Source organism: Vibrio pelagius, from assembly GCF_024347575.1.
In the GTDB taxonomy this organism is placed as follows: Bacteria; Pseudomonadota; Gammaproteobacteria; order Enterobacterales; family Vibrionaceae; genus Vibrio; species Vibrio pelagius.
This window is the reverse complement of the sequence record NZ_AP025503.1, coordinates 173,452-198,450: the sequence shown is the minus strand read 5'-3', so window position 1 is coordinate 198,450 and position 24,999 is coordinate 173,452. Positions and strand designations below refer to the sequence as shown.

Sequence of the window (24,999 nt, the reverse complement as noted above, 5' to 3'; positions counted from 1 at the left end):
GGGAAAAGGAGTGATAGTTTGATATCGCTCCCATTTAAATTCGCGTTCGGGCACGCTACCGCCCGTTGATATACCGCGACATCACACTGCGTAATTGTCTGTGTACCATATACAGCTCTTGAACAGTAGATAAAAGCCAATGGTAATTTTTATAAAGCACGCATCAAAAACATGCTCAAATTTAATCCGTATGTATTATCCACAGTTTGTTTGTATTATCAACCTTGTTGAATGGTTGGGCGCTTAGAAAAATAAGAATCGAATAGCATAAAAATTCGGGACTGCGGAAGATATCATCCAAGAATCGAATTCGAGTTAGGGCATTATTAAAACTCGTCATTCCAGAGTTGAGGGACGAAGCGTCTGGAATCTCTTTCCGTTGTTCACGAAAAGAGATTCCCTATCACGCTCGTACCTCGCTGTAGGGAATGACGCAGCTAATAATCCATACTGAACGCATTTCTAGTCCAACATCAGACTTTGCAGCCCTTCGAATCTCGTTTACTCGTATCTACTAAATCATTTAACCTTACTTGGCCTTTGGAACCATGGTGATCTTGCATCGGTTTGTTCAAACAAATTGTACTGCTTGTTCAATACCTGTCCGCCATCACGGGTTAAAGGTTGCCATGTAAACTGAGTTCGGTTTGAACTTGGTTTTACGGTTAGCAAGTCAAATGGAATCGATACGTAGAAGCCTTTGGTGTAACTGCCCTCACCGAAGTCTTCTTCGCTCAAGTCGGTTAAGCTCACAAATGCACCTGCAATTACGCCGCTCTTGAACTGTTTTGAGAAATCGATTCGGGTACCCACATCGCCAGCTAAGAATTTACCAACGCCGACTTTAAACAAGGTATCACTCAAGAACTCCCATTGTGGCATGTAGTAACCAGTGACAAAGCCTGTGGTGCCTTTGTCAATCACGCGGTATGAGCGACTTGAATCTGTTGGGTGAGCTTGCCACTCTTGATCAAAGGTTTTAAACCAGCTGTCTGGGTCACGTTGACTAATGGCGGTTATATCGGCACCAACAGCCCAATTACTGTTATATGGGCGGTAAAGTACTTCGCCACCGACACCAGCAAACATACTCTCTAAATAACCTGCATAGGCTTGGCTGTATATGCCACTACCATAGTCTTCAAACCAGGTCAGTTGTAATCTATCTAAACGAACTGGCTCTTCCACATACTCACGAAATAGGGTTCTAACCCTTGCGGTTTGGTCGGTGCCGTCTTCCGGTACTGTGTAGTTAAACTTATCGTAGTTATCGATAAGGTTGATATACAAAGAGCCCGACAACTCAATGTTATTGGTCGCCCAGAAAGAGGCATTGGTATATAAACCTAGCGCATACAGGTAAAAATCTTCAGCCGAACCAAAAGATTGGGCTAGGTTTGGCGATACCGATACATCAAAACGTTCACGCGCATCGTGGTACTCAGTGGCTGAATTCGATGCAACTTCTCTGTGTTGAGTCGAATCTTTGATATCTGAATCTAAATAAGAGTAACTGGCCGCTTGTTTAAACTGATCAGCATTGATATCCGTTTGAGAAAGCTCACCTGCACTGCTGGTTTCAACAATTTGGTAAGTATCGATGTAATCAGGAACGTGATTAGCGATTACTGTCGCTCCTCGTTCAAGTGCCACTTCACGATCGCGGTATTTAACCTGTTCGCCTTTCACCACCAGCGTATTGTTATCAACCAGGACCTGCGCTTGTTCATAGCCTGCGATGCTATCCAACTCTTCTGTTAGCTTAGCTAAATCCACCTCATCCATACTGCTCGCTTCTGTAGGGCGAAGCTGTGCAGCTTCCGTATCACGCCAGATTGACGCAATTTCATTGAAGTTAGTGGTTAAGTCAAAGCCAAAAGTTAGGGTGTCACCACGCTCGTAACTCACCTTGGCTGTCGCCCAGTCATTGAAACGGTACAGAGCCCCCACATTCCAAGGAGTGTGTTGCGTCATATCAACACCACCACGTACTACAGGGAAGTCTTGCGAGTAATCGTTGCTGTCGTATTCGAGCTTTAAGGTTAGTGGCTTATAGGGCGTTTGATACTCTAAACCGCCATAGATAGCGGCATCACCCTTAAACCAACGCTCAAAGTCAATGCTGCCGCCATTGCCTTTAAAATCGGACGGGCGTTCACAAAACCTATCGCTGGCTTTACAGAATGGATTAGTGAAATTGCCACTAGTCCCCATATAACCCCAGCCCATACCTAAGGTTACATCGAGCGGGCCAAATCGCTTGCTGGCTGCAACAAATTCGCCATCAAACAGGCCTGTCCCACCAAAGTCACGAACACCGACAGACAACTCTGGCAAGTAGTAGCCTTCTTCAATTAAGCGAACTTTGAAATCGATGCCTTTATCTGTGTACTTCGTACAGCCACTAAAGCTGTTTTGAGAGCAATCTGCGCTACCGTTACCGCTGTAAAGCAAGTCTTGAACTTGGGTATAACGAACCGTCGCTTCTAACCAAGGCATTACCTGTAGGCTAACGTTGTAGAAGTAATACTCGTTGTTAAACGATGCACTTAAGTTGAATTCACCCTCTGGTGCCATACGTGCGGTGGGCATCTGCATTAAGCCCACGCCACCAAAGTTGGTTTGCGAATGCTTTAGCGTAGGGGCATTAAAACTTGAAACTTCCACTTCTAAAGGTGCTTGCTCTTTCACTTCTGCGGAAAAGTCTTGCGCAGCAGCAGAGAAGCTACTGACAGCCAGTAAAGCACCAGTAATCGAACTAGCAAGAAGCGTTAATGGGAATGATTGATTAGCCGACATTACAAATTAACCTTATGACGTAGAAGTTCGATAATATTTTGATTCAAAGTTGAGAACTCAGAAGGCAGCGACTCAAATGCGATAAACAGAATCGCACCGGGTGCAAAGTAAGCCTGTTTACTGTTCCAGTAGGCGTAGCTTATCTCATCCACATGCCCATTTGGCTGAATGACAAAGGCTGTGCTTTTATCTGCAATCTCAAGCAACTCACCTTTTGGGAGTTTAGAGAGGTAGTTATCTAACTGTCCGTGCTCAATTAACTTAAGTTTATGTGCTTGTTTAACTGCACCAACTAAAGTTAGATCGGTTGGTCTTGGGGTGAGATATAAGTCAAAGCGCTGCGCTTGGTTTGACTGCTCTGATATAAACAAATTAGCTGATTGGAGCGCCTCTTCTTTTGAAAGCGATCCGTTTTTGAGAAGCAACATATCTTTTGAAACCAATAACGGATTTTTCTCTGGTTGGGAGATCACTGCGTTTCTGTCTAAATCAACAAAGTAACGGGCTTGGAAATCAAAAGATTCGAGCTGTGTAGTCACAGATCTGACTTGTGGTTCTTGAAGCGCCAACTGGTTCAACTGTTCAAGTACCTGTTCTTTTAAAGTATCAACTTGCTGCTGTGCATTACGATCAAACAACTGTGCAGATAGTGGAAAGTACCCTAACGCGCCATTCGCATTCGCGTCATTCAATACCTGCTCTAAACGAACGGGTTGAGTGTAATTGAGGGTAACACCTTGAACTGGCAGCTCAACGCTAAGCTGTGGTTGTTGCGCTTGTTGAGCGTGAGGCTCTAAAGATTGGGCGTATGCCATATTTGACAAGAAGAGCGCAGCACCAAGCGAAGCCAATGCGGTACGTTTACCGAGTTTCATTACTAATTTCATACTGTCTATCACCACCGATTAGTTCGCTTGATAAGGCTTAAGCAAGGTTAACTCTATACGAGTCATATCTGGGCCAAGGAACTGAACCGTTTTCACCACCTTACCTTCACTGTTTACCCAATATTCATTTTCTATTTTTTCGCCAAGGGCTGGATAACTCACTTGTTCGATAAACTTACTGGTTTCAATCGCGGCAAACGGGGTCTGCACGGTTTCTTGATCTGCATAAGTGCGTACAACGTTAGCGCTGTAACCAAATCGATAGTCTGGCTGCCAATCGTACGTGGCTTGCCATTGCTGTGCTTTGGGTTGTACTGATAAATCAAAACTTGGGACCAATGCATTGGTTGGCTTTACTGCTAGGCCAGACAGGTTCTCGTAAGGTAGCAATAAGGTTTGAACTACTCGGCCATTTTCAGTCACGATCATCGCTTTATCTGAAGACATCCACTTGAGTTGCTCTGCGCCCGTTTCTGGGTTTTGTCCAACAAACGCCAACACCATAAATATTTTACCTTGATCGTTAATCTGCGCATAAATGCTGGCGTAAGGTAGGTCTTGGATGTATTCAGCTGAAGTGGAAACATCAGCACCACCAAACATGGCTTCATTAAAAGTGGCGTTTAAGTCTTGAAACTGCTGGGAACAGCCCGCAAGCAGCAAACCTAAAGAGGCGATAAAAGGTTTAATCATGATTGTTTACGCTTCCTAGCGATAGTATGAACGAGTGAGATAATGAACTGATAAGTTAGGGAACACTCTAATATAAAAAAACCACTTTATGCTCTCACATAAAATGGCTTTTCATTCACTCAAGTAAGAAATTACTGAGTGTTAGTCGTAGTTGTAGCGCCGCCGTCGTTAGAAGCTACGGCTACTGCTGCGCCTACTGCTACTGCAGCTGTTGTTACCGCTACCGTCGTTGCTGTACCTGCTGCTACCGCTGATGCACCTGCACCTGCCGCTGCACCGCTAGTACCTGCGCCAGCACCTGCCGCTGCTGCAGTTTCAGTCGCTGCGAAAGCCGCACCTGAGAAGCTAACAGCTAGCGCTGCTACTAGAGCCATCTTTTTCATACTGATTCCTATTAAAGATATAAACGTTTATATACAGAGGCTAAGCTTCAACCTCAATTAGTTGTTCAGCTTAAACAACTAATTGATCATGATAGTGAATAAGAGTGTACAAGTAAATGCATAAATTCTAGACAAAAACGGCTTTATTGCGCGCCTTCACTCACAACCTTCGGCTTCTTCTGTATTCTGCAATCCATTATCGCTATACTCCAGAGCGACATACCAAAGTAACCGCGAGAAGCTTGGGTATAGTTTCTAGCCCTAAACGACAAGAGTCTAAGATATGCAAGAGTTAGTACCTTTTATTCAAGATAATATGATTTTAGCCATCGTATGGATTGGCTTAGTAGTGGCCATCATTATGAATGTCATCAAAACATCGAATGCGGCTTACAAAGAGATTACTGCGGCGCAAACCACGCAATTAATGAACCGTGAAAATGGTGTTGTGGTGGATATTCGTACTAAAGATGAATACAAAAAAGGTCATATTACTGACGCACTTCACATTTTGCCTTCAGATATCAAAGCAAATAACTTTGGTAGCCTTGAAAGCCACAAAGCAGACCCAATCATTGTGGTATGTAAAACAGGTCAAACCGCTCAAGAAAGTGCAAACCTACTAGCGAAAGCTGGGTTTGAAAACGTGAGCCTACTGAAAAATGGCCTAGTTGCTTGGAGCGAAGCAAACCTGCCTTTAGTGAAAGGCAAGAAGTAACGCCGTTAGTAGCAATTACCGTTATTAGCAGACACTGTTATTAATAAGCACCAATGCTATTAGCACGGTTATCGATATACTCGTTTTTCAGGTTTCGTAACCCATCTCAAGTTACGGAGCCCAATGTAAATTTTTAAGGACAAGAAAATGGCTGAAGCAGCACCTCAAGAAGCACAACAAAACTTCGCAATCCAACGTATCTTCCTAAAAGACGTCTCTTTTGAAGCGCCAAACTCGCCAGATATGTTCCAAAAAGAGTGGAACCCAGATGTAAAACTGGATCTAGACACTCAGAGCCGTGAACTTGGTCAAGGCGTTTACGAAGTAATCCTACGTCTTACTGTGACAGTTAAGAACGCAGAAGAGACGGCATTCCTGTGTGAAGTTCAACAAGGTGGTATCTTCACTGCTAGCGAAATGGAAGCGGGCCAACTGGCACACTGCCTAGGTGCATTCTGCCCGAACATCCTATTCCCATACGCTCGTGAAACAATCTCTAGCCTAGTGGTTAAAGGTACGTTCCCACAACTGAACCTAGCGCCAGTTAACTTCGACGCTCTGTTCATGAACTACCTACAAAACCAAGCTCAACAAGCTGAAGGCGAGCAAGCTCAAGCTTAAGGCGAGCAATTAAGTTATTTAAGACTTAAACCGACCGTTTAAAAATGCACAGCGCGACTTATGCGGTGTGCATTTTTTATTTTATCGCTTTTATTCTAGCGATATAGTAGAAAGATACTCCTCTCATTTCCTCAAGACTTTCAGGTGGAAGCATGACAGACACAACTCGCACTAATGACACCAATGACATTTATGGCAAAGAGATCGCCATGACGGTGATTGGCGCTGGTTCTTATGGCACATCTTTAGCCATTTCTCTTGCACGTAACGGCGCTAACATTGTGCTTTGGGGCCATGATCCTGAGCATATGGCTCGTTTAGAAGCCGACCGCGCTAACCATGAGTTCCTGCCAAACATCGACTTCCCTGAAAGCTTGATTATTGAGTCGAATCTAGAGAAAGCAGTATCAGCAAGCCGCGACCTACTTGTGGTTGTACCGAGCCATGTGTTTGGCATTGTGTTGAATAGCCTAAAACCTCACCTAAAAGCAGATTCACGTATCTGTTGGGCAACCAAAGGTCTAGAGCCGGAAACAGGTCGCCTACTCAAAGATGTCGCGCATGATGTGATTGGTGACGGTTATTCATTAGCCGTTCTATCTGGCCCTACTTTTGCCAAAGAGCTGGCTGCAGGTATGCCGACGGCGATTTCTGTCGCGTCACCAGACAAAGAGTTCGTAAAAGAGCTGCAAGAGAAGATTCACTGTACCCGTACCTTCCGTGTCTACGCGAATGATGACTTCATCGGCATGCAACTGGGTGGTGCGGTTAAGAACGTTATCGCGATTGGTGCTGGTATGTCGGATGGCATCGGCTTTGGTGCCAATGCTCGTACCGCTCTAATCACTCGTGGCCTCGCTGAAATGAGCCGCTTAGGTGCAGCATTAGGCGCAAAACCTGAAACCTTCATGGGCATGGCTGGTTTAGGCGATTTGGTACTCACTTGTACCGATAACCAATCTCGCAACCGCCGCTTCGGTCTAGCTTTGGGGACGGGTAAAGATGTCGATACCGCGCAACAAGAGATCGGCCAAGTGGTCGAAGGTTATCGCAACACCAAAGAGGTTTGGCTTCTGTCTGAACGCATGGGTGTTGAGATGCCAATTGTTGAACAAATTTATCAAGTGTTGTATCAAGGAAAAGACGCACACTTAGCAGCGAAAGATCTGCTGGCTCGAGATAAGAAATCGGAAGGTTAAGAGCGGATGAGAGATTCGAGTAAACGAGTGGCGAAGAGCTAAGAGAGATCTCCAACTCGCTCGTTCCTCGCTCTTGGAGATGACGTTGATTTTGATTTCGTCATTCTAGAACTGAGAAACGAAGTGTTTAAAATCAGATGCGAGATACGAGTTAACGAGTAGCGAAGAGCTAAAGAGAGATCTCCAATTCGCTCGTTCCTCACTCTTGGAGATGACGTGAGTTCTATTTTCGTCATTCCAGAACTGAGGAACGAAGTGTTTAAAATCAGATGCGAGATACGGGTTAACGAGTAGCGAAGAGCTAAAGAGAGATCTCCAACTCGCTCGTTCCTCGCTCTTGGAGATGACGTGAGTTCTATTTTCGTCATTCCAGAACTGAGGAACGAAGTGTCTGGAATCTAGTCTCTTTTCGAATCTCGATACTCGTATCTGCCCTTCAAAAAATATGGATAGAAAAAATGAAACACTGTGAACAACAAAAAGTCTGGCAATGCATTGTAAAGGAAGCTCGAGAGCAGTCTGAGCAGGAGCCTATGCTCGCGAGTTTTTACCATGCGACCATTATCAACCATGACAGTCTCGGTGCTTCGTTAAGTTATATCCTGGCAAACAAACTCAAAACTGCGTCTATGCCGGCGATGGCGGTACGCGAAGTGGTTGAGCAAGCCTTTGCAGAAGACCAAGCCATCATTGATGCTGCCGCTTGCGATATTTGCGCAACCGTGACACGAGACCCTGCGGTAGAGATGTACTCTATGCCGCTGCTTTACCTAAAGGGCTACCACGCTCTGCAAGGTTATCGCGTGGCTAACTGGTTGTGGAAACAAGGCCGTATTGCGCTTGCCACCTATCTGCAAAACCAAATTTCTGTTGCGTGCCAAGTGGATATCCACCCTGCTGCCCGTATTGGTAAAGCGATCATGCTCGACCACGCAACCGGTATTGTGATTGGTGAGACTGCGGTTGTTGAGAACGACGTATCTATTCTGCAAGACGTAACCTTAGGTGGTACAGGTAAAGAAGGCGGTGATCGTCATCCTAAGATTCGCGAAGGTGTCATGATTGGTGCTGGCGCCAAGATCTTGGGTAACATTGAAGTTGGTGAAGGCGCGAAAATCGGTTCTTGTTCTGTGGTACTGCAAGCTGTTCCTGCTCATACTACAGTGGCTGGTGTTCCTGCTAAAATTGTGGGTAAGCCGAAAACCGATAAGCCATCTCTGGATATGGACCAAGGGTTTAACGGACGCTCTCAAAACTTTATTCATGGTGATGGGATATAAGAGCAGATTCGGGATTCGAGTGGCGGGATGCGAAGAGAATAAAAGCAGGTTAGAGATTCGAGTAAGCGAGATACGAAAGGCTTAAAATGAAATCGCGTGCTTTTGGTTTCTGTTAAAGGTAACGAATGGACTCGCTGTGAGTAGATCTCCAACTCGCTCGTTCCTCACTCTTGGAGATGACGTCCTTATAAACTTCGTCATTCCAGAACTGAGGGACGAAGTGTCTGGAATCTCTATATCCACTAGAGATAGCTCTAAAAACTAGAAGTAATTAAATGAGTAGGCTGTAACTTAGATGACGAAAACAATGAAAAAAATTAAAGCTATAAGCAGCCTTATTTTACTTTCTAGTGCAATGTTTTCTATCTCTACTCATGCCGCCTCCCAAGGTGAGCTAAAAGGGGTGAAGAGTGAGATCTCTCGTCAGCAGCAAGCCCTATCTTCCCAACAAAAAAAATTGGATAGCTTGCAGGCCAACCTCAAACAACAAGAGCTCTCTATCGCTTCATTAGAGAAAGGCATCAAGGAACGTAAGGAGCAACTTGCTACCGCCAATGCCAATATCCAGCAACTCAACAATAAGATTCAAGCGCTGATTACTCAGAAGCAAGTTCATACCCAAAAGCTCGAACAGCTTATTCAAACTTACTACATGACGCGCCGAGCAAAAGCGCCTTCGCATATTTTGAATACCGGTGTCGAAGAAGATCGTATTAGCCACTACTACCAACACCTAGCTAAAGCGCGCACCACCACGATTAAAGCGATCGAACAAACTCAAGCTGAACTTGAAGAGAGTCAGCGCCTTCGTAAAGCCGAACAAGAGCAAATTGCGACCCTGCTTAAACAGCAAACCACCAAGCGCGATCAGCTCGCTAAGACGCAAGCGCAACGTAAAAAGACGGTGGGCAGTATTAAGAAGAGGATCTCTGGAGATAAAACCTATCTAGCAGAGCTGCAACGCAATGAGACTCGCCTAAAAGCAGAGATCGCCAAAGCGGAAAAAGCCGCTCGTGAAAGACGCAATGCGGTACCTATGGACGGCCTCGCAAAACGCAAAGGTAAGCTTCCTTGGCCGATTAAAGGAAAAGTGCTGCATAACTATGGTACTCGCCAAACCGGACAAGTGAATTGGAAAGGTATGGTGATTAACGCGAGCTACGGTCAACAGGTTAAATCTGTCTACTCTGGCACCGTGGTATTTGCTGAATACCTGCGCGGTTACGGCTTGGTGGTGCTGCTCGATCACGGTAAAGGTGATATGACGCTATACGGCTTTAACCAGGCGCTACTTAAGAAAGAAGGCGATAAAGTCAAAGCCGGCGAAGCCATTGCACTCGCAGGTGACACCGGCGGTCAATCCCGTCCATCCCTCTATTTTGAGATCCGCCGAAACAGTCAGGCGCAGAACCCGAAGAGTTGGTTGGTGAGATAAGAGCAGATGCGGGATGCGAGTGCGCGAGATGCGAAGAGATTAAAAGCCGAGGATTCGAGATACGGACAGCCCACGCTAAAAGTTCATTTTTCGAGTTAGAAGTTTTTAAGATTCGTCATTCCAGAATTGAGGAACGAAATGTCTGGAATCTATGTGTTGATTTTACCTTCAGCTACACAAAGAGATTCCCTATCACGCTCGTTCCTCGCTGTAGGGAATGAGGGAATTGATTGTAGAAGTAGATGCGAGTAATCGAGATGCGAAGGGATTAAAAGCAGCAAATTCGAGTTACGAGTGGCGGAAAGTCCATGCCATGAGTTCAGCTTTGAGTTAGAAAGTTTTTAGGATTCGTCATTCCAGAATTGAGGAACGAAATGTCTGGAATCTATGTGTCGATTTTACCTTCAGCTACACAAAGAGATTCCCTATCACGCTCGTTCCTCGCTATCAAAAAAGCAGATACGGGATTCGGGTAATCGAGATGCGAAGAGATTAAAGAATAGAGACGGAATTCGAGTCAATGGGTGGTGAAGAACGGCAGGGTGAGAACGTTTTTTTGCTTTTCGCATCTCGTATCCCGTCACTCTAATCAGCTCTTCGAATCTCGTATCCCGTCACTCTCATCTGCTCTACCCATTCAACGCTCGAACACCATCTTCCAACAAAGTTAACTGCTCAAAGCCTTGAGTGGTTGCGATAGGTTTCACCACAGCAATCATCTGTAGCATGCCTTGATGAATCACTTGCTCGGTGATTTGGGTTCTTGGTGACATGGCAGATTGATAAGCAAGCCAGCTCGACGCAATAAGGTGCAGAGACGTCACCATAGATTTCATCTCATCTTCAGAGGCTTTCAACAATTTCAAATCCACGAATGCACGCATGATCGCAATTAGGTTAGATTGCAAACGCTCTTGCACCGCCATGTAATCGTTATGCAGCTGCTCATCTCGAGACAAGATCTCAGGAAGGTTGGCGTAGAAAAAACGGTATTTCCACATCAAGGTAAAGATGGAATCCAAGTAATGCTTAAGCAGAGTCAGGCTCTCTTTTTGACCCTGGATGGGAGTAAATCGCTCAAGCAGCTCCTCTGAATATAGAGTGAAGATATCGCGCACAATCTCTTGTTTGTTACGGAAGTGGTAGTATAGGTTGCCAGGGCTGATCTCAATGTGTTCAGCGATATGGTTAGTGGTAATACTACGCTCGCCGTGCTCATTAAATAGTTCCAATGCCGCATAAACAATCTTGTCACGTGTCTTCATTTCTATTTCTAATCCCTATCTACTTAGAGAGTCAGTATATCGCCCCTAACCAGATAGATCGAGTCGTTAACATCTGGTCGGTGGAACCACAAGCCTTATTCGGCTGTTAGTCAGTCTTGAACGGCTGGCAGTAAATCTTGAACAGCTGGAAGCTATCCCTCATTGCGATATAAAACTTCCTGATTATATGCCTAATTTATGAAGTCAATTCAGGTGCTAACAGGCGAGTAACCTTGGTTTGCACTAGCCCGAATTGTTCATTCCTTGCTATACTCGCGATAGTTTTGTATTCAAAAGAGTAGGTAAAATATGATTATCGTAACGGGTGGCGCTGGCATGATTGGCAGCAATATTGTTAAGGCACTTAATGAAGCAGGCCACAACGATATCCTAGTCGTCGACAACCTAAAGAATGGTAAGAAGTTCAAAAACCTTGTCGACCTAGACATCACTGATTACATGGATCGTGACGACTTCCTAACTCAAGTTATGGCTGGCGATGATTTCGGCCATATCGAAGCGATTTTCCACGAAGGTGCATGCTCTGCGACAACCGAGTGGGATGGTAAGTACATGATGCTTAACAACTACGAGTACTCAAAAGAGCTACTGCATTACTGTGTTGAGCGTGAAATTCCTTTCCTATACGCCTCATCTGCCGCCACTTATGGCGAGACAGACACGTTTATTGAAGAGAAAGAGTACGAAGGTGCGCTAAACGTATACGGCTACTCTAAGCAGCAGTTCGATAACTATGTTCGTCGCTTGCAAGAAGACGCCGCAGCGCATAACGAAAAACTATCGCAAATCACCGGCTTCCGTTACTTCAACGTTTACGGCCCACGTGAAGACCACAAAGGCAGTATGGCATCGGTTGCTTTCCATCTAAACAACCAGATGAACGCGGGTGAAAATCCAAAGCTATTCGCGGGTAGCGAAACATTCAAACGTGATTTCGTGTACGTGGGTGACGTAGCAGCAGTGAACCTTTGGTTCCTAGAAAATGGCGTGTCAGGTATTTTCAACCTAGGTACAGGTAATGCTGAATCTTTTGAAGAGGTTGCCAAAGCCGTCATCAAGCACCACGGTAAAGGTGAAATTGAGACCATTCCATTCCCAGAGCACCTAAAAGGCGCTTACCAAGAGTTTACTCAGGCAGACTTAACGAAGCTGCGTGCAACGGGTTGTGATATTCAATTCAAAACCGTTGCCGAAGGCGTTGCTGAGTACATGGCACTGAAGAACAAATAATTGTCCTCTTGCTTTTTTTCAAGATCAGGAGCGCTCGCTAGATTAAGAGCGCTCTAAGAACTGAGAGTTTTCAATGACCGAGAAGCGTAACGACTTCGATCCAGATGCCTACAACCCCACCTTTGAGTGGGGCTTTCTTGCTCCGAAGCACTGGGGAACATGGCTAGCTATCTTAGTGGGAATACCATTGGTATTTTTCCCACAAAAAACAAAGTACTGGTTGAGCTGCAAGCTAGCAAGATATGCGATAAAAAAACCGAGTAGAACCATAAACAATGCGTGGATTAACTTCGGCCTCTGCTTCCCAGAAAAAAGTGACGCGGAAAAAGAGCAACTGCTTGAGAAAACGCTAACCACTGCCGTTTCATTTTTGCTTAACTTCGCCTCTCTTTCGCTGCGCAGCCAAAGCTGGTTAACAAAAAACACCACCGTCAACGGTATCAACAATATTCATGAGACGCTGGAGCAAGGGCACAAAGCTATTTTGTTAGTGCCTCACAGCTGGGGAATTGATATTCCCGCTATCTATCTAGCTTCTCAAGGTCTACCCGTTTCAGCGATGGCCAAGAAACAGAAGAACCCAGTGACAGACTGGTTAATGCACAGACAACGAGTGCAATATGGCGGTCGAGTGTATGAGCGAGACAACGGCATTAAACCTTTTATCAAATCCGTACGAGAGGGTTATTTAGGGTATTACTTACCGGACCAAGACCACGGTCGCGAACACAGTATTTTTGTGGATTTTTTCAACATACCGAAAGCGACACTCCCTGGACTAGGTAAATTATCTAAAGTAAGCCGTGCAAAAATCATCCCGGTCTTCTCAAGCTATGACGCTCAAACCGGCTTATTCAATATTGATGTACTTCCGGCGTGGCAGGATTATCCTTCAAAAAGCGATCATCAAGACACTCAGAGAATGAATCAGTTTATCGAAGAGTGCGTAAAAGAACGCCCGGAACAGTACATGTGGGTACTGCGCTTTTTAACTACTCAGCCGGATCCCGAAAGTACTTACAATCCTTACGAAGACAGAGAGCTGTGGCTCAAGACGTATACACGATGAAAAAAATTCTGATCATAGGTCCATCTTGGGTGGGCGATATGGTGATGTCACAGTCACTTTACATCACCCTGAAACAACAACACCCTGATGCCGTCATCGATGTGATGGCACCCGGTTGGTGTAAGCCGATTCTTGAGCGTATGCCAGAGGTTAATCGAGCGATTGATATGCCGATTGGTCATGGTGAATTTAACTTTCTCGGTCGTCGAGCGATCGGTAAAACGCTGCGTGAAGCTCAGTATGACCAAGCTTTCATTTGCCCTAACTCGGCTAAATCGGCACTGATTCCTTGGTTTGCGGATATTCCCAAACGTACCGGCTGGAAAGGTGAGATGCGTTATGGTCTTTTAAATGATCTGCGCCCTAATAAAAAATCATTCCAATACATGGTTGAGCGTTATGTCGCCCTTGCCCACCCTAAAGCAGAGATGATCGACTCTAGCTCTTTAGGTGGATTGGAGCAGCTACCGAGACCGGCTCTCACCATTCTCAAAGATGAGCAGCTAAAAACAGCGAACAGGTTTAACCTTACCTTAGATACTACCATCACTGGCCTTTGCCCAGGTGCGGAGTTCGGCCCTGCTAAAAAGTGGCCAGAAACGCATTATGCAGAAGTTGCAACCTCGATGAGTAAAGCAGGTAAGCAAGTGTGGCTGTTTGGTTCTCAAAAAGATTTGGACACGTGTAACAACATCAAAGATCTTGTTCCTGATGAACTGCAATCGCAAATTCACGTCTTAGCGGGTCAAACTAGCCTAATTGAAGCCGTAGATCTGCTTGGCGCTTGTCAAACTGTGGTTGCAAACGACTCTGGCTTGATGCACGTTGCTGCAGCCGTGGGTTGCAACGTTGTTGCGGTTTACGGCTCAACATCTCCCAAATATACGCCACCACTGGCTGAAAAAGTCGAGATTGTGCATACCGACATTGATTGCCGTCCGTGTTTCCAACGTGAATGCGAGTTCAAACACTTAAAATGCCTAACCGAGCTGTCACCGAAACAAGTCATTAATAGCATCCACAAGTTAGAGGCCATTTCGGTAAGCGCATGTTAATTCGGTTTTTCTACACGCTGCTCCTCGCACTTGTCGCTCCTTTGCTTCTGTTTGGCTTATATAAAAGTAAGCCAAACAAACCCAAGTTTGGTACACGTTGGAAGGAACACTTCGGTATCACACCTAAGCTCGCATCAAGCCAGCGCCCTATTTGGATTCATGCGGTGTCGGTTGGTGAAAGTATTGCCGCAACGCCTCTTATCAAAGCGCTAAAAAAGCAAAATCCAGAGCAGACTATTGTGGTGACCACCACGACCAGTACGGGGGCTGAGCAGATTGAGAAGCTTGGTACTTTGGTTGAACACAGATACATGCCGATTGATTTTGGCTTTGCGGTAAAAGGCTTTCTTAACGCGATCCAACCGCAGAAAATGCTGATCATTGAGACAGAGTTGTGGCCGAACACGCTGCACCAAGTGTCTAAGTTTGGTGTACCCGTCACGGTGGTCAACGCACGCTTATCTGAAAAGTCTCGAAACAACTACGCAAAGTTTCAGCCCGTCTTCAATGTCATAGAGCCTTGCTTGACGAAGATACTTTGCCAGAGTCAATCTGACGCTGACCACTTTGAGTCACTGGGTGTTGCGAAGAGTAAGCTAGTCGTCACAGGCTCAATCAAGTTCGATATACAAATTTCAGATGAGGTAAAAGCAAAAGGCAAAGCGTTAAGGGCTGAGCTTGGTGTAAACCGCCCAGTATGGATCGCCGCTAGTACTCACAAAGGTGAAGATGAGCAGATTCTAGAGGCACATAAAGAGGTACTTAACACCTATCCGGATGCTTTGCTAATGATAGTTCCACGTCACCCTGAGCGATTTGATGATGTGGTTCATTTATGTCAATCCTCAGGGTTTACAACCACGCGTAGAACAAACACAGACATTGAGTCTTATGAAAAGTCACAAGTTTATGTGGGTGATACCATGGGCGAGATGCTGGTTTTAATAGGCGCTGCAGATATCTGCTTTATGGGCGGCAGCTTAATTGGCGATAAGGTTGGTGGGCATAATGTGCTTGAGCCCGCAGCTTTGGGAGTGCCTGTGGTGACGGGGCCGAGTTATTTTAATTTTCCAGAGATAGTAAATCAGTTAAACTCTAAAAATGGTATCGTTATAACGAGTAGTGACAACCTAAGTCAAATTATAGGTTATTACTTTTCTAATTTTCAAGAACGAGATATTTTAGCAAAGAATGCACAACAAGTAGTAAGAGCTAACATGGGATCTATAGGAAAAACCATAAAAAAGATACAAAGCATATAGGAAATCAGCTATGAATTTATTTCTTGTAACATCACCATTTCAATATATTTGTGCCAATGAAGCTCGTGTGGAATACAAAACTGAGAATAATATTCTTGTCCTAGTAAATCAAGACTCAGAACCAGGAATAACTCAGCAAAGGAGAATAGTAAATAAGAGCCTTTGGGATCATGTTATTACGTTAGATAGAACGAATAGAACAACGAAAGTACCTAGCGTTATAAAAAAAATAAAAACGATAACTAGAAACAGTAAATTGGAAAATTTTTTTCACGGTGAATATAAATCATGGCGAACCAAACTAATACTTCGCAATTTAAAAATTGATAATGAAATCTATTTTGATGATGGCACACTAACCATCAACGAATATGAAGAAACCATTAGAACAAAAGATATATATTATCGACCAAGATTTCTTCAAGATCTTGTTGTGAGATTACTCGGTTGCAAACCAATTGGTAAGATTAGTCAAAGTAAAAATCTCGAGCTCTTCACCATATTCGACATCCCTAACCCGGAACATAAAATAACGAAAAATACATTATCGACCCTGAAAGAGAGATATAACTCGGAATCCTTGTATGACTCTAATGCACCTATAGGCTTTATTGGGCAGGGAGCAATTGGGCATAAAAGAAGAAAGACAATAGACTCTTATATAAATGAACTAAATTACTTTATAAAAAAACATAACAAGCCAATAGTATATTTTCCTCACCGAACAGAGTCAGAGGAGCTGAAAAGTCGAATTCTTCAAATGGAGAGTGTTACTTATCACGTTAGTGATTTTCCCTTAGAGGTGGAAATCCTTGAAAAGCAAATAAAACTTTCAGGTTTAGTCGGCATTTTATCTACAGCTCAATACACCGCATTAATGCTATACCCAGGGATGCCTATATACAACTTACACAATGAAAATGATGGGGCTTTCCAACTAACTGACATAGTAAGTAAACGTGAACAGAGAATATTCAATCTCTTCTCTCAAAGTAACATTGTTAACATTGATGTAAAAAAAAGTGGGGAGTAATCCCCACAATTTTTATCTTTTAATCATATCAAATGTTAGTGCAGTTCCTGCCGCTACTGATTTACTTGCTGCACTACCCAGTACACTGTCATAATACTTCGGTGCTAAACCAAACCCAGGGCGAATACTGCGTACATTGTCTGCTGTAAATACTTCTCCAGCTTTCACATCTTTTACTACATACAAAGAACGACGGAATTTAACATTGCCTTTCTCTGCTTCTGTTCTCTCATAGTTTACTTGGCCCAATGCCTGCCACGCCGTTTTAGTATCTTGGCAAAGTGCCTGTAACTCTGCGGGTTCAAGTGAGAAACTATCATCAGCACCACCACCATTACGATCCATCGTGACATGTTTTTCAATAAGAACAGCGCCAAGAGCAATAGACGTAACAGCAGTAGCATTGTCAATAGTATGGTCGGATAGACCAGACAGAACATCGAAGCGCTCTGCGATATCGGCTATTGTTTTCAGATTATACTGTTCAGCAGGGGCTGGATAACCACTTACACAATGAAGAACGACTAACTCCTGACAGCCGTTATCTTTAGCCGTTTTGATAGCGTCTGAAATTTCTTCTTCATTCGCCATCCCTGTTGAGATAATCATTGGTTTGCCAGTTTGAGCGACACGTTTAATTAACGGCAAATCTATTACTTCAAATGACGCAATTTTGTATGCCGGTGCATTCAACTCTTCCAAAAGGTCGACTGCGGTAAAGTCAAAAGGAGAGCTGAAAATGGTGATACCTAGCTCTCGAGCTTTTTCGAAAAGTGGCTTGTGCCAATCCCAAGGCATATGAGCGCCTTTATAAAGCTCGTATAAACTTTGTCCATCCCACAAACCACCGTGGATCTGAAACTCTTCAGAGTCACAGTCCATCGTAATGGTCTCATGTGTGTAGGTTTGAAGTTTGATCGCGTCTGCCCCGGCTTTCTTCGCCTCTTCCATAATTTGAAAGGCACGGTTGATATCACCATTATGATTAGCAGAAAGTTCAGCAATGATATAGGGTGGAAAATCTGGGCCGATCTTACGGCCGTCTATGGTTATAAATGGCTTCATTTTTGCCTCAATCAATAGGTTGTCGAATATAAGTTTCGTCATCGATTTGGTGGTAACCCGCTCTTTGGAACAATCGCTGAGAAGCCGTGTTGGCTTTTAAAACAGTGGCATGCAAAGTCATATCAGAGTGTATCGCATCAACGACGGTCAGTGCTTGAGATGCAATACCTCGCCCATAACTTCCAGGCTCAACAAAGATGGAGACAAGATAATGCCCGGCCTTTATTCTATCCAAACGTACGACGCCAAGTTTGCGGTGATCAGCGCGGTTTATCATCATATAGAAATAATCAGAAGCCTGGGCCAACTTGTTTGACATCCAGGCCTGGTGTTCCATCCAAGTTGGTGGTTCAGCGTTTAACGCATATTCTCTCGTGCGTGGATGGCACTGCCACTCATAAACCAGTTCGATATCCTCACACGATGCCAGCTCTAGAGACACATCCACCTTATTTAATCCAAGGAGTTGGTCGATGGCAAATGCCACTCGGCGAACACCGCGACCATCACATAAAGCGAGATTGGCTTGCTTTGTTTGACACCAATTTTCAATCAAAGCAGTATAAGCACTTACTAACTCCGTAGAGATGTCTTCAATCTCCACTTTAATTGCGGCTTTACGTTGAATGAGCTGCTGACTGATCAGTTTCTGGTTGTCAGCCAGAGGAATAATCAGATTTGGCAATCCCAAACATGCTCTCTCCCAACTTGTGGTACCAGGGGCACCAACCGCCACATCATGCTCCAACATTAAACTTGCCATATCAGAGACGAAGTCTAAATGCGCCACGTGAGGTTGGCTAGCACACCATCGTGTGACCTCTTTGTAATGAGGTGCACGTGGAGAGAGTAGAACGGTAAACTTCGCATGGACTTGTGGGACTAAAGTCTCTAATACTTTAAGCGTCGCATTCGGAGCATCGACACCTCCCATTGATACCAATACCTTTAGAGGTTCAGAGGATAAACTCCGTGACAGGGCTAATTCGCGTTTGCTCGCGAAAGCTGGCTGAAGCATGGCATATTCACTGCCAGCCAACACAACAGAGGCACTTCCACAATACTCTGTTTCGGTACGCCCCAAGGTTTGGTCAAGAAGAGCATCTACGTTGTGAACACGAGCGAGGTCATCAATTGCCAACAATCTGCAGCCCAACGCTTTCTTGACTCGGTTCTGCCATTGTTCACCTATTGCGTAGTGATCTGTCACGACTAAATCGACATCACCCACCACTTCAATAAAGTCGTTTGCATCCTGAGTGACTGTTTTTTGAAGCCAAGCGGTATAGTCCGCATCGTGCTGGGGAGTGATAGTCTGCTGCGGGCTTGCGAGCGTCATCACATTGAACCCGCGCTCTTTGATGTACGACCGCATATCTCCCTTTAAAGGCGTGCATGCGAAAGTCACGTCATACTTATTTCGCTTCAGTTGGTCCGCAAGAACCAAGCATCGCATGACATGTCCGCTTCCAATTAACAAGGAAGCATCGACTCGAAAAATAACGTTCATAGCATTTTCACTTTATTCTTTTTCAAGTTTTAAAGCAGAATAAAGTGCCTCTGCCAACTCCCAATCTTCTTGAGTATCAATATCTTGGACACGACACCTAGGCAGCAACACGGCTTTAGAGTGAGGAGAGAAAATGGAAAGCTTGTTTAAGAATGCGTGTGTCCGTCCCCAGTAAAACTGACCAGCATCATGGTAAGCCTCCTCCAGATCCTGAGATCTCACCTGCTCGTTTTCAGGGGCAAACATTGACACCGAACGGTGTTGGTCGAGCTTAATCGCTCGCTGGATTGGGAATGGAAATGAGGTCGCACTGAATGCAAATTTCACCCCAGCATCCTTAAGTAACTCGCCACCTCTCTGAAGATCTTCAGGCAAAACAAACGGAGCCGTTGCATACAAGCAACAAACCGCTTCTAAATCCCAACCTTCATTCTGGCACCAACGAATAGCATGTTCCATTACATCCATAGTTGTCGCATAATCATCAGAAATTTCGGTTGGTCTAAGGAATGGGACTAATGCTCCGTGATTCCGAGAAACCTCCGCAATTTCAACATCATCGGTCGATACAATCACTTTATCGAAACAGCCTGATAGCAGTGCAGCTTCAATAGAATAAGCAATCATAGGCTTGCCGTGGAATGCTTTTATGTTTTTACGCGGAATTCGTTTACTACCACCACGCGCCGGAATTATCGCAACTTTCACAAATTAGCTCCTAACATTGATTCCTTTAGCTTTAAGATAAGCTTTAGCCTCATTAGGTGTCTGCTCAGTAAAGTGGTACATTGCCGCCGAAGCAAGAGCATCTACCCCTGACTTCTCAAACGCGTTTCTCATATCTTCATAGTCTTTTGCTCCACCAGCACCAATAACTGGAATATCGACTATTTTAACCGCATCAGCAAAAAGCTTATAATCGTAACCGCTTAGCGTCCCGTCTAAATCAATGTTAGTGACGAGTAATTCTCCTGCACCATGATTTTGTGCCAACATGGCCGCTTTTGATAAAGAAATTCCCGCACGTTTTTTACCAGAGTGAGTAAACACCTGATACTCGCCATCTATTAACTTCACATCTAACGAGACTATGATGCATTGGCTACCAAAAACTTGAGAGGCTTCTTGAATCAAAGAGGGGGATTCAATAGCAGCTGTATTTAAAACGACTTTATCTGCACCGGCCAAAAGTACTTTTCGGATCTGCTCAACTGACTTTATTCCGCCACCAACCGAAAAGGGCATAAAGCATTCATCTGCAATGTCATGAATCAGCTGATAGTCTGGCTCCCGCCCTTCTTCGGTAGCCTTGATATCAAAAAAAACCAACTCATCGACATTACGCATATTGTAGATTTTCACTGTCTGAATAACAGAGCCAGTTCGACGCCAAGAGTTAAAAGACTCTCCCTTTACTAGGCCAAAATCAGAGTAAAGCATTGTGGGTATAATACGACGCTTAAGCATGTTTAGAGCTCCAGGAAGTTTTTCAATAATCTAAGCCCAGCTTGCTGGCTCTTTTCAGGGTGAAATTGAGTTCCAAACACGTTATCTCTTGCAACAACACAATTGAAATCATCTCCGTGAGAGGATGTTGCGACTACGTTGTCAGAGCTTACTTTGCTATAGTGGTAACTATGTACAAAATAGAAATCGGTACCAGAAGGAATTCCATCAAAGAGTACCGAATTGCTATTATGCTTCACGCTGTTCCAACCCACATGAGGAATACGGATATCTTTACTTTGCGACTCCATACGTATTACCTCACCTGGAATCAAATCAAGTCCTTTTGATTCACCATGTTCCCGACCAAGTGTTGACAAGATTTGCATCCCCAGACAAATCCCAAGAATTGGGATGTCATCTTCGATAGCTGAGTCAATAATTGCCTGCTCTAGACCTCGACTCCGAATTTCTTGCATAGCTTTAGCATAGGACCCAACTCCCGGAAGTAAGATCTTATCCGCTTCCATTATGTCATCAGCATGTGTAGCAATCACGGGCTCGAAACCACAGACAGAAATAGCTCGAGCCACGGATCCAATATTTCCCATGCCATAATCAACAATTGCAATCGTCATGTTTGGCCTAGTTATCGTAATTTAGCTTAATTAGGTTACCTTTTGCGTCTCTGACCAAGTTTCCTTTACGGTCAGTTTTGAACAATTTTTTATTGGTAAACCGGTCACAAATCTCATCAAACTCTTCTTTAGACAGTTCTATCTCTTCCAAGACACTTTCTAATGGTCGTTGCAAATAAACCGAAGGATATGCACCATCGTTTTCTTTCAAAAACTCAACGATGTCTTTGCGATCAAGTCGACCACGGCGGATATGGTTGTTCGCCTGGTCTGTCGCACGGCCAAAGCCATATTTGATGTACTTGAAGTAATCATGAATACGGTGGTAGTAGTTATCTAAGTTCTCATAGTTAACCAAACTACCTTCTGTTGGTGTTGGGTAGCTCTCAAAGCCATACGCTTGTGCCAACAATGTGTTGTTGTAACCATCCCACGGGAAGTAATAGCCTAGGAAAATACCTGTAACGCCAACTCTTTTTAAATCCTCATCTGATGGGTAGAAATATGGGATCAGGTCTTTGCGTGTAATACCATCTTGGCCAATAAGGTCTGTGATGCGCATACCTAACATACCGCCAAACTCTTCCAACCAACGACGATCTAAAACATTATTTTCAGCCGCCGCCGCCGGACCACCATATTCATGCTGAGAGTTTTCACCCCATACAATCAAAGGAATATTTTTCTCTACTGCAACCTGAATTGGAATAGTGAAAATAGTTACGTGCTCAGCCCATTGAATATCACCCACTTCGCGCAACGCAAGACGAGATAGCTTTCTTCTGACCTTAGGGTTTGGTGTAACATTTACATGGTCTACGCCCAAACGCTTAAGATTTTCTAGGTTTCTTCGACCTAATTCTGAGAGAGAATCAGTTTCAGCTGTAACACACAGTGGATTCAAGCCAGCTTGTAGGACTTTAATTACTTGAAAAGTACTATCTTTACCGCCGCTTACAGGGATAATACAATCGTAGTTCGAACCATCGATAGATTTATAACGTTCGGTTATATCAGAAAATTCTTTTTGACGCGCAGCCCAATCGATTTCTGTTCTATTTTCGAAGTTGATACAAGCACTACATTTCCCAGCCTCGTCAAACCATAAATCAGGTTTAGTTTCAGGGTACATACAGGTGTTACAGTATTTAATCTTCTTCATCATTCAAGTCTTAGTTATTTGTCTAATATTTTCTTTAGCGTTGAAACAACTGTGTTTTGTTGCTCTTCAGTCATGCCGTGAAACATTGGCAACGAGATAGCTTCTCGGTAGTAACGCTCAGATTCTGGAAAATCCCCATCCGCAAAACCCATATCTTGGTAGTAAGGTTGCGTGTGAACTGGGATATAGTGAAGATTTACACCAATCCCATTATCTCTCAGGGCATCAAACACCTGTTTATGGGTTAACTCAATTTCATTCAAGCGCAAACGAATCACAAACAGATGTAAACCAGAATATGTATCTGGAAGCTGATATGGTAAAACCAACGGCAACTCAGAGAGTTTTGTATAATAGCCTTGTGCTAATTCATGACGCGCAGATACAAACTCATCCAGGCGAGTCATTTGACTAACACCGAGAGCAGCTTGTAATTCTGTCATACGATAGTTAAAACCAAGATCAACTTGTTGATAATACCAACCGCCGTGAGGGTTACCACGCATAAGTTCTGGTTCACGAGTAATACCATGGCTGCGCAAGAGTGTCATTCTATCGGCAAGCTCTTTATCATTCGTAAGAGCAGCCCCACCCTCTGCTGTGGTTACAATTTTAACTGGGTGAAAACTAAATACAGTTATATCCGAATATGCACAGCTTCCTATTGGTTGGCCTTGGTATCGACCACCAATAGCATGCGACGCATCTTCGATAACCTTAAAACCATATTCTTTCGCTAGTTTTCCTATTGCCGCCATATCGCATGGTTGACCGCATAAATGTACCGGTACAACAACCTTAGGTAGCTTGTTCTCAGCTTTTGCCTTAATCAACTTCTCTTCAAGACGCTTCGGGCACATATTGTATGTATCTGAATCAATGTCAACGAAGTCAACTTGAGCTCCACAATATAAACCGCAGTTAGCTGACGCAACAAAAGTAATTGGAGATGTCCACAGCCAATCACCAGGGCCAAGACCTAAAGCGAGACAAGCAATATGTAGAGCTGAAGTCGCACTGTTAACCGCCAGAGCAAACTGAGATCCGGTTTGATCAGTGATAGCTTTTTCAAATGCAGGAACCTGAGGCCCCTGCGTTAAAAAATCAGATTTCAAAACATCCAACACGCTATCGATGTCTTGTTGATTTATATCTTGCTTACCGTAAGGAATCACGAGCTTTCTCACACTGTAAAGTTAGGATCAACATGCTCTTTAATTAACTCACGTAGACCTTCAATAGTTTCCCACTCTGTGTTTGTGCCAGAGTTGTATTTAAAACCAAAAGGCACTTTCTCTGCCTTGTGATGATCCATATATTCTTGCTCTGAGTAGGTGAAAGATACAGAGGGTAAGATTGCATAATAACGACCCAAGTCAATAGTATTCAAAGAGTCAGTATCTGTAATCATTTCCTCATGTAGTTTTTCGCCAGGACGAATGCCAACAACTTTGGTTGGAATGCCAGGAGCAACCGCTTCAGCTATATCTAGGATTCTGTAAGATGGAATCTTAGGGATAAAAATTTCACCGCCCAAGTGGTTTTCTAGTGCGTACATCACCATATTCACGCCATCTTGTAGAGAAATATTGAAACGAGTCATCTCTTCGTGGGTGATAGGCAGAATTCCATCTTCTTTCTTTTTCAAAAAGAACGGAATAACCGAGCCACGAGAGCCCATAACATTGCCATAACGAACAACACTGAAACGAATGTCTTTTGAGCCCTTGATGTTATTCGCAGCAGCAAACAGTTTATCCGATGCAAGCTTAGTGGCGCCGTATAGGTTAATCGGTGCGCAAGCTTTATCTGTCGACAATGCGACCACATCCTTAACGCCACATGCTAGTGCTGCATTAATGACATTTTCAGCGCCATCCACATTAGTACGAATACACTCTGTCGGGTTGTATTCTGCTGTATCGACTTGCTTTATCGCTGCTGCATGAATAATCACATCAACACCTTCGCACGCCTGAATCATACGATTACGGTCTCTAACATCACCGATAAAGAATCGCAACTGAGGGTAGTCGTTTTGAGGGTATTGCTGTTTGATCTCAAACTGCTTCAATTCATCGCGCGAAAAAATGATAATTTTCTTTACATCAGAGTAGCGCTCTAAAATCGTTTTGATGAATTGTTTACCAAATGAACCAGTGCCACCAGTAATTAAGACCGTTTTGTTGTTTAACATGTTTTCTCCAGTTTGCTTCGGTGTCACAATC

The 24,999-nt window shown here is 44.1% G+C and carries 23 protein-coding genes; 10 read left to right on the top strand and 13 right to left on the bottom strand.

From position 1 onward, the window contains the following. Positions 1-519: 519 nt before the first annotated feature. The 4 genes from vsple_RS00895 to vsple_RS00880 form a co-directional block, all read right to left on the bottom strand. Positions 520-2,799, bottom strand: coding sequence for a YjbH domain-containing protein (locus vsple_RS00895; protein ID WP_261882408.1), 2,280 nt, complete (start codon positions 2,797-2,799; stop codon positions 520-522). Continuing rightward, positions 2,799-3,686, bottom strand: a complete 888-nt coding sequence (locus tag vsple_RS00890) for a capsule biosynthesis GfcC family protein (RefSeq protein WP_261882407.1) — start codon at positions 3,684-3,686, stop codon at positions 2,799-2,801. Before vsple_RS00890 ends, vsple_RS00895 begins: the two co-directional genes overlap by 1 nt. Positions 3,687-3,704: 18 nt before the next feature. Continuing rightward, entirely contained in the window at positions 3,705-4,379 is a 675-nt protein-coding gene (locus vsple_RS00885) for a YjbF family lipoprotein (protein ID WP_261882406.1), read from the bottom strand. Positions 4,380-4,510: 131 nt separating this feature from the next. Continuing rightward, positions 4,511-4,762, bottom strand: coding sequence for a hypothetical protein (locus vsple_RS00880; protein ID WP_261882405.1), 252 nt, complete (start codon positions 4,760-4,762; stop codon positions 4,511-4,513). A 283-nt stretch (positions 4,763-5,045) separates the two neighbouring features. Between vsple_RS00880 and vsple_RS00875 the strand changes: the two genes are divergently transcribed. From vsple_RS00875 to vsple_RS00855, 5 genes are all read left to right on the top strand, one after another. Next, a complete protein-coding gene (locus vsple_RS00875; protein WP_150896144.1) occupies positions 5,046-5,480 on the top strand; it encodes a rhodanese-like domain-containing protein in 435 nt (144 codons plus the stop codon). A gap of 147 nt (positions 5,481-5,627) precedes the next feature. After that, on the top strand, positions 5,628-6,101 hold the full coding sequence (gene secB / locus vsple_RS00870) for a protein-export chaperone SecB (RefSeq protein ID WP_261882404.1): 474 nt from the start codon (positions 5,628-5,630) through the stop codon (positions 6,099-6,101). 152 nt (positions 6,102-6,253) lie between these two features. Then, the gene (gene gpsA, locus vsple_RS00865) at positions 6,254-7,300 is read left to right on the top strand and encodes an NAD(P)H-dependent glycerol-3-phosphate dehydrogenase (RefSeq protein ID WP_261882403.1); all 1,047 of its coding nucleotides are present in this window, start codon (positions 6,254-6,256) and stop codon (positions 7,298-7,300) included. A 458-nt stretch (positions 7,301-7,758) separates the two neighbouring features. Next, positions 7,759-8,580: a serine O-acetyltransferase gene (gene cysE, locus vsple_RS00860; RefSeq protein WP_150896142.1), complete on the top strand. Its 822-nt coding sequence runs from the start codon at positions 7,759-7,761 to the stop codon at positions 8,578-8,580. Between the two features lie 295 nt (positions 8,581-8,875). Then, the gene (locus vsple_RS00855) at positions 8,876-10,015 is read left to right on the top strand and encodes a murein hydrolase activator EnvC family protein (protein ID WP_261882402.1); all 1,140 of its coding nucleotides are present in this window, start codon (positions 8,876-8,878) and stop codon (positions 10,013-10,015) included. A gap of 629 nt (positions 10,016-10,644) precedes the next feature. Here vsple_RS00855 and vsple_RS00850 read toward each other — a convergent pair. After that, positions 10,645-11,280, bottom strand: coding sequence for a TetR/AcrR family transcriptional regulator (locus vsple_RS00850; RefSeq protein ID WP_255231639.1), 636 nt, complete (start codon positions 11,278-11,280; stop codon positions 10,645-10,647). 309 nt (positions 11,281-11,589) lie between these two features. Between vsple_RS00850 and rfaD the strand changes: the two genes are divergently transcribed. The 5 genes from rfaD (at position 11,590) to vsple_RS00825 (ending at position 16,950) form a co-directional block, all read left to right on the top strand. Next, positions 11,590-12,531, top strand: coding sequence for an ADP-glyceromanno-heptose 6-epimerase (gene rfaD / locus vsple_RS00845; RefSeq protein ID WP_261882401.1), 942 nt, complete (start codon positions 11,590-11,592; stop codon positions 12,529-12,531). Between the two features lie 73 nt (positions 12,532-12,604). Further along, entirely contained in the window at positions 12,605-13,600 is a 996-nt protein-coding gene (lpxM, locus tag vsple_RS00840) for a lauroyl-Kdo(2)-lipid IV(A) myristoyltransferase (protein WP_261882400.1), read from the top strand. Beyond that, positions 13,597-14,655: a lipopolysaccharide heptosyltransferase II gene (waaF, locus tag vsple_RS00835; protein ID WP_261882399.1), complete on the top strand. Its 1,059-nt coding sequence runs from the start codon at positions 13,597-13,599 to the stop codon at positions 14,653-14,655. Before lpxM ends, waaF begins: the two co-directional genes overlap by 4 nt. Beyond that, positions 14,649-15,917 carry a lipid IV(A) 3-deoxy-D-manno-octulosonic acid transferase gene (waaA, locus tag vsple_RS00830; RefSeq protein ID WP_261882398.1) on the top strand — a complete coding sequence of 423 codons (1,269 nt, stop codon included), beginning with the start codon at positions 14,649-14,651 and terminating at the stop codon, positions 15,915-15,917. The genes waaF and waaA overlap by 7 nt, the downstream gene beginning before the upstream one ends. 10 nt (positions 15,918-15,927) lie before the next feature. Continuing rightward, the gene (locus tag vsple_RS00825; RefSeq protein WP_261882397.1) at positions 15,928-16,950 is read left to right on the top strand and encodes an alpha-2,8-polysialyltransferase family protein; all 1,023 of its coding nucleotides are present in this window, start codon (positions 15,928-15,930) and stop codon (positions 16,948-16,950) included. A 12-nt stretch (positions 16,951-16,962) separates the two neighbouring features. Here the strand turns inward: vsple_RS00825 and pseI are convergent, their stop codons facing one another. From pseI to pseB, 8 genes are read right to left on the bottom strand one after another with little or no spacing between them, the layout of a single operon-like run. Further along, positions 16,963-18,015 (bottom strand): pseudaminic acid synthase, encoded by a 1,053-nt coding sequence (gene pseI, locus vsple_RS00820; RefSeq protein ID WP_261882396.1) that lies wholly within the window; start codon positions 18,013-18,015, stop codon positions 16,963-16,965. A 7-nt stretch (positions 18,016-18,022) separates the two neighbouring features. Beyond that, on the bottom strand, positions 18,023-19,525 hold the full coding sequence (gene pseG / locus vsple_RS00815) for a UDP-2,4-diacetamido-2,4,6-trideoxy-beta-L-altropyranose hydrolase (RefSeq protein WP_261882395.1): 1,503 nt from the start codon (positions 19,523-19,525) through the stop codon (positions 18,023-18,025). Positions 19,526-19,537: 12 nt separating this feature from the next. Next, the gene (gene pseF / locus vsple_RS00810; protein ID WP_261882394.1) at positions 19,538-20,233 is read right to left on the bottom strand and encodes a pseudaminic acid cytidylyltransferase; all 696 of its coding nucleotides are present in this window, start codon (positions 20,231-20,233) and stop codon (positions 19,538-19,540) included. A gap of 3 nt (positions 20,234-20,236) precedes the next feature. Beyond that, complete coding sequence (hisF, locus tag vsple_RS00805) at positions 20,237-20,992, bottom strand: imidazole glycerol phosphate synthase subunit HisF (RefSeq protein WP_261882393.1); 756 nt, start codon at positions 20,990-20,992, stop codon at positions 20,237-20,239. 2 nt (positions 20,993-20,994) lie between these two features. Continuing rightward, positions 20,995-21,609 carry an imidazole glycerol phosphate synthase subunit HisH gene (gene hisH / locus vsple_RS00800; RefSeq protein ID WP_261882392.1) on the bottom strand — a complete coding sequence of 205 codons (615 nt, stop codon included), beginning with the start codon at positions 21,607-21,609 and terminating at the stop codon, positions 20,995-20,997. Positions 21,610-21,616: 7 nt separating this feature from the next. Beyond that, positions 21,617-22,774 carry an N-acetyl sugar amidotransferase gene (locus tag vsple_RS00795; protein ID WP_276540050.1) on the bottom strand — a complete coding sequence of 386 codons (1,158 nt, stop codon included), beginning with the start codon at positions 22,772-22,774 and terminating at the stop codon, positions 21,617-21,619. Positions 22,775-22,785: 11 nt separating this feature from the next. Next, positions 22,786-23,958 (bottom strand): UDP-4-amino-4,6-dideoxy-N-acetyl-beta-L-altrosamine transaminase, encoded by a 1,173-nt coding sequence (gene pseC, locus vsple_RS00790; RefSeq protein WP_261882391.1) that lies wholly within the window; start codon positions 23,956-23,958, stop codon positions 22,786-22,788. After that, complete coding sequence (pseB, locus tag vsple_RS00785) at positions 23,955-24,968, bottom strand: UDP-N-acetylglucosamine 4,6-dehydratase (inverting) (protein ID WP_261882390.1); 1,014 nt, start codon at positions 24,966-24,968, stop codon at positions 23,955-23,957. Before pseB ends, pseC begins: the two co-directional genes overlap by 4 nt. Between the last annotated feature and the right edge of the window lie 31 nt (positions 24,969-24,999).

Coding starts and splice junctions, on each gene's coding strand:
- hisF (WP_261882393.1), bottom strand. CDS start 20,992: ATGCTTAAGCGTCGTATTATACCCACAATGCTTTACTCTGATTTTGGC.
- pseG (WP_261882395.1), bottom strand. CDS start 19,525: ATGAACGTTATTTTTCGAGTCGATGCTTCCTTGTTAATTGGAAGCGGA.
- cysE (WP_150896142.1), top strand. CDS start 7,759: ATGAAACACTGTGAACAACAAAAAGTCTGGCAATGCATTGTAAAGGAA.
- pseI (WP_261882396.1), bottom strand. CDS start 18,015: ATGAAGCCATTTATAACCATAGACGGCCGTAAGATCGGCCCAGATTTT.
- lpxM (WP_261882400.1), top strand. CDS start 12,605: ATGACCGAGAAGCGTAACGACTTCGATCCAGATGCCTACAACCCCACC.
- gpsA (WP_261882403.1), top strand. CDS start 6,254: ATGACAGACACAACTCGCACTAATGACACCAATGACATTTATGGCAAA.
- waaF (WP_261882399.1), top strand. CDS start 13,597: ATGAAAAAAATTCTGATCATAGGTCCATCTTGGGTGGGCGATATGGTG.
- vsple_RS00875 (WP_150896144.1), top strand. CDS start 5,046: ATGCAAGAGTTAGTACCTTTTATTCAAGATAATATGATTTTAGCCATC.
- vsple_RS00850 (WP_255231639.1), bottom strand. CDS start 11,280: ATGAAGACACGTGACAAGATTGTTTATGCGGCATTGGAACTATTTAAT.
- rfaD (WP_261882401.1), top strand. CDS start 11,590: ATGATTATCGTAACGGGTGGCGCTGGCATGATTGGCAGCAATATTGTT.
- vsple_RS00885 (WP_261882406.1), bottom strand. CDS start 4,379: ATGATTAAACCTTTTATCGCCTCTTTAGGTTTGCTGCTTGCGGGCTGT.
- pseB (WP_261882390.1), bottom strand. CDS start 24,968: ATGTTAAACAACAAAACGGTCTTAATTACTGGTGGCACTGGTTCATTT.
- waaA (WP_261882398.1), top strand. CDS start 14,649: ATGTTAATTCGGTTTTTCTACACGCTGCTCCTCGCACTTGTCGCTCCT.
- vsple_RS00895 (WP_261882408.1), bottom strand. CDS start 2,799: ATGTCGGCTAATCAATCATTCCCATTAACGCTTCTTGCTAGTTCGATT.
- vsple_RS00890 (WP_261882407.1), bottom strand. CDS start 3,686: ATGAAATTAGTAATGAAACTCGGTAAACGTACCGCATTGGCTTCGCTT.
- secB (WP_261882404.1), top strand. CDS start 5,628: ATGGCTGAAGCAGCACCTCAAGAAGCACAACAAAACTTCGCAATCCAA.
- vsple_RS00795 (WP_276540050.1), bottom strand. CDS start 22,774: ATGATGAAGAAGATTAAATACTGTAACACCTGTATGTACCCTGAAACT.
- vsple_RS00855 (WP_261882402.1), top strand. CDS start 8,876: ATGACGAAAACAATGAAAAAAATTAAAGCTATAAGCAGCCTTATTTTA.
- vsple_RS00825 (WP_261882397.1), top strand. CDS start 15,928: ATGAATTTATTTCTTGTAACATCACCATTTCAATATATTTGTGCCAAT.
- hisH (WP_261882392.1), bottom strand. CDS start 21,609: ATGACGATTGCAATTGTTGATTATGGCATGGGAAATATTGGATCCGTG.
- vsple_RS00880 (WP_261882405.1), bottom strand. CDS start 4,762: ATGAAAAAGATGGCTCTAGTAGCAGCGCTAGCTGTTAGCTTCTCAGGT.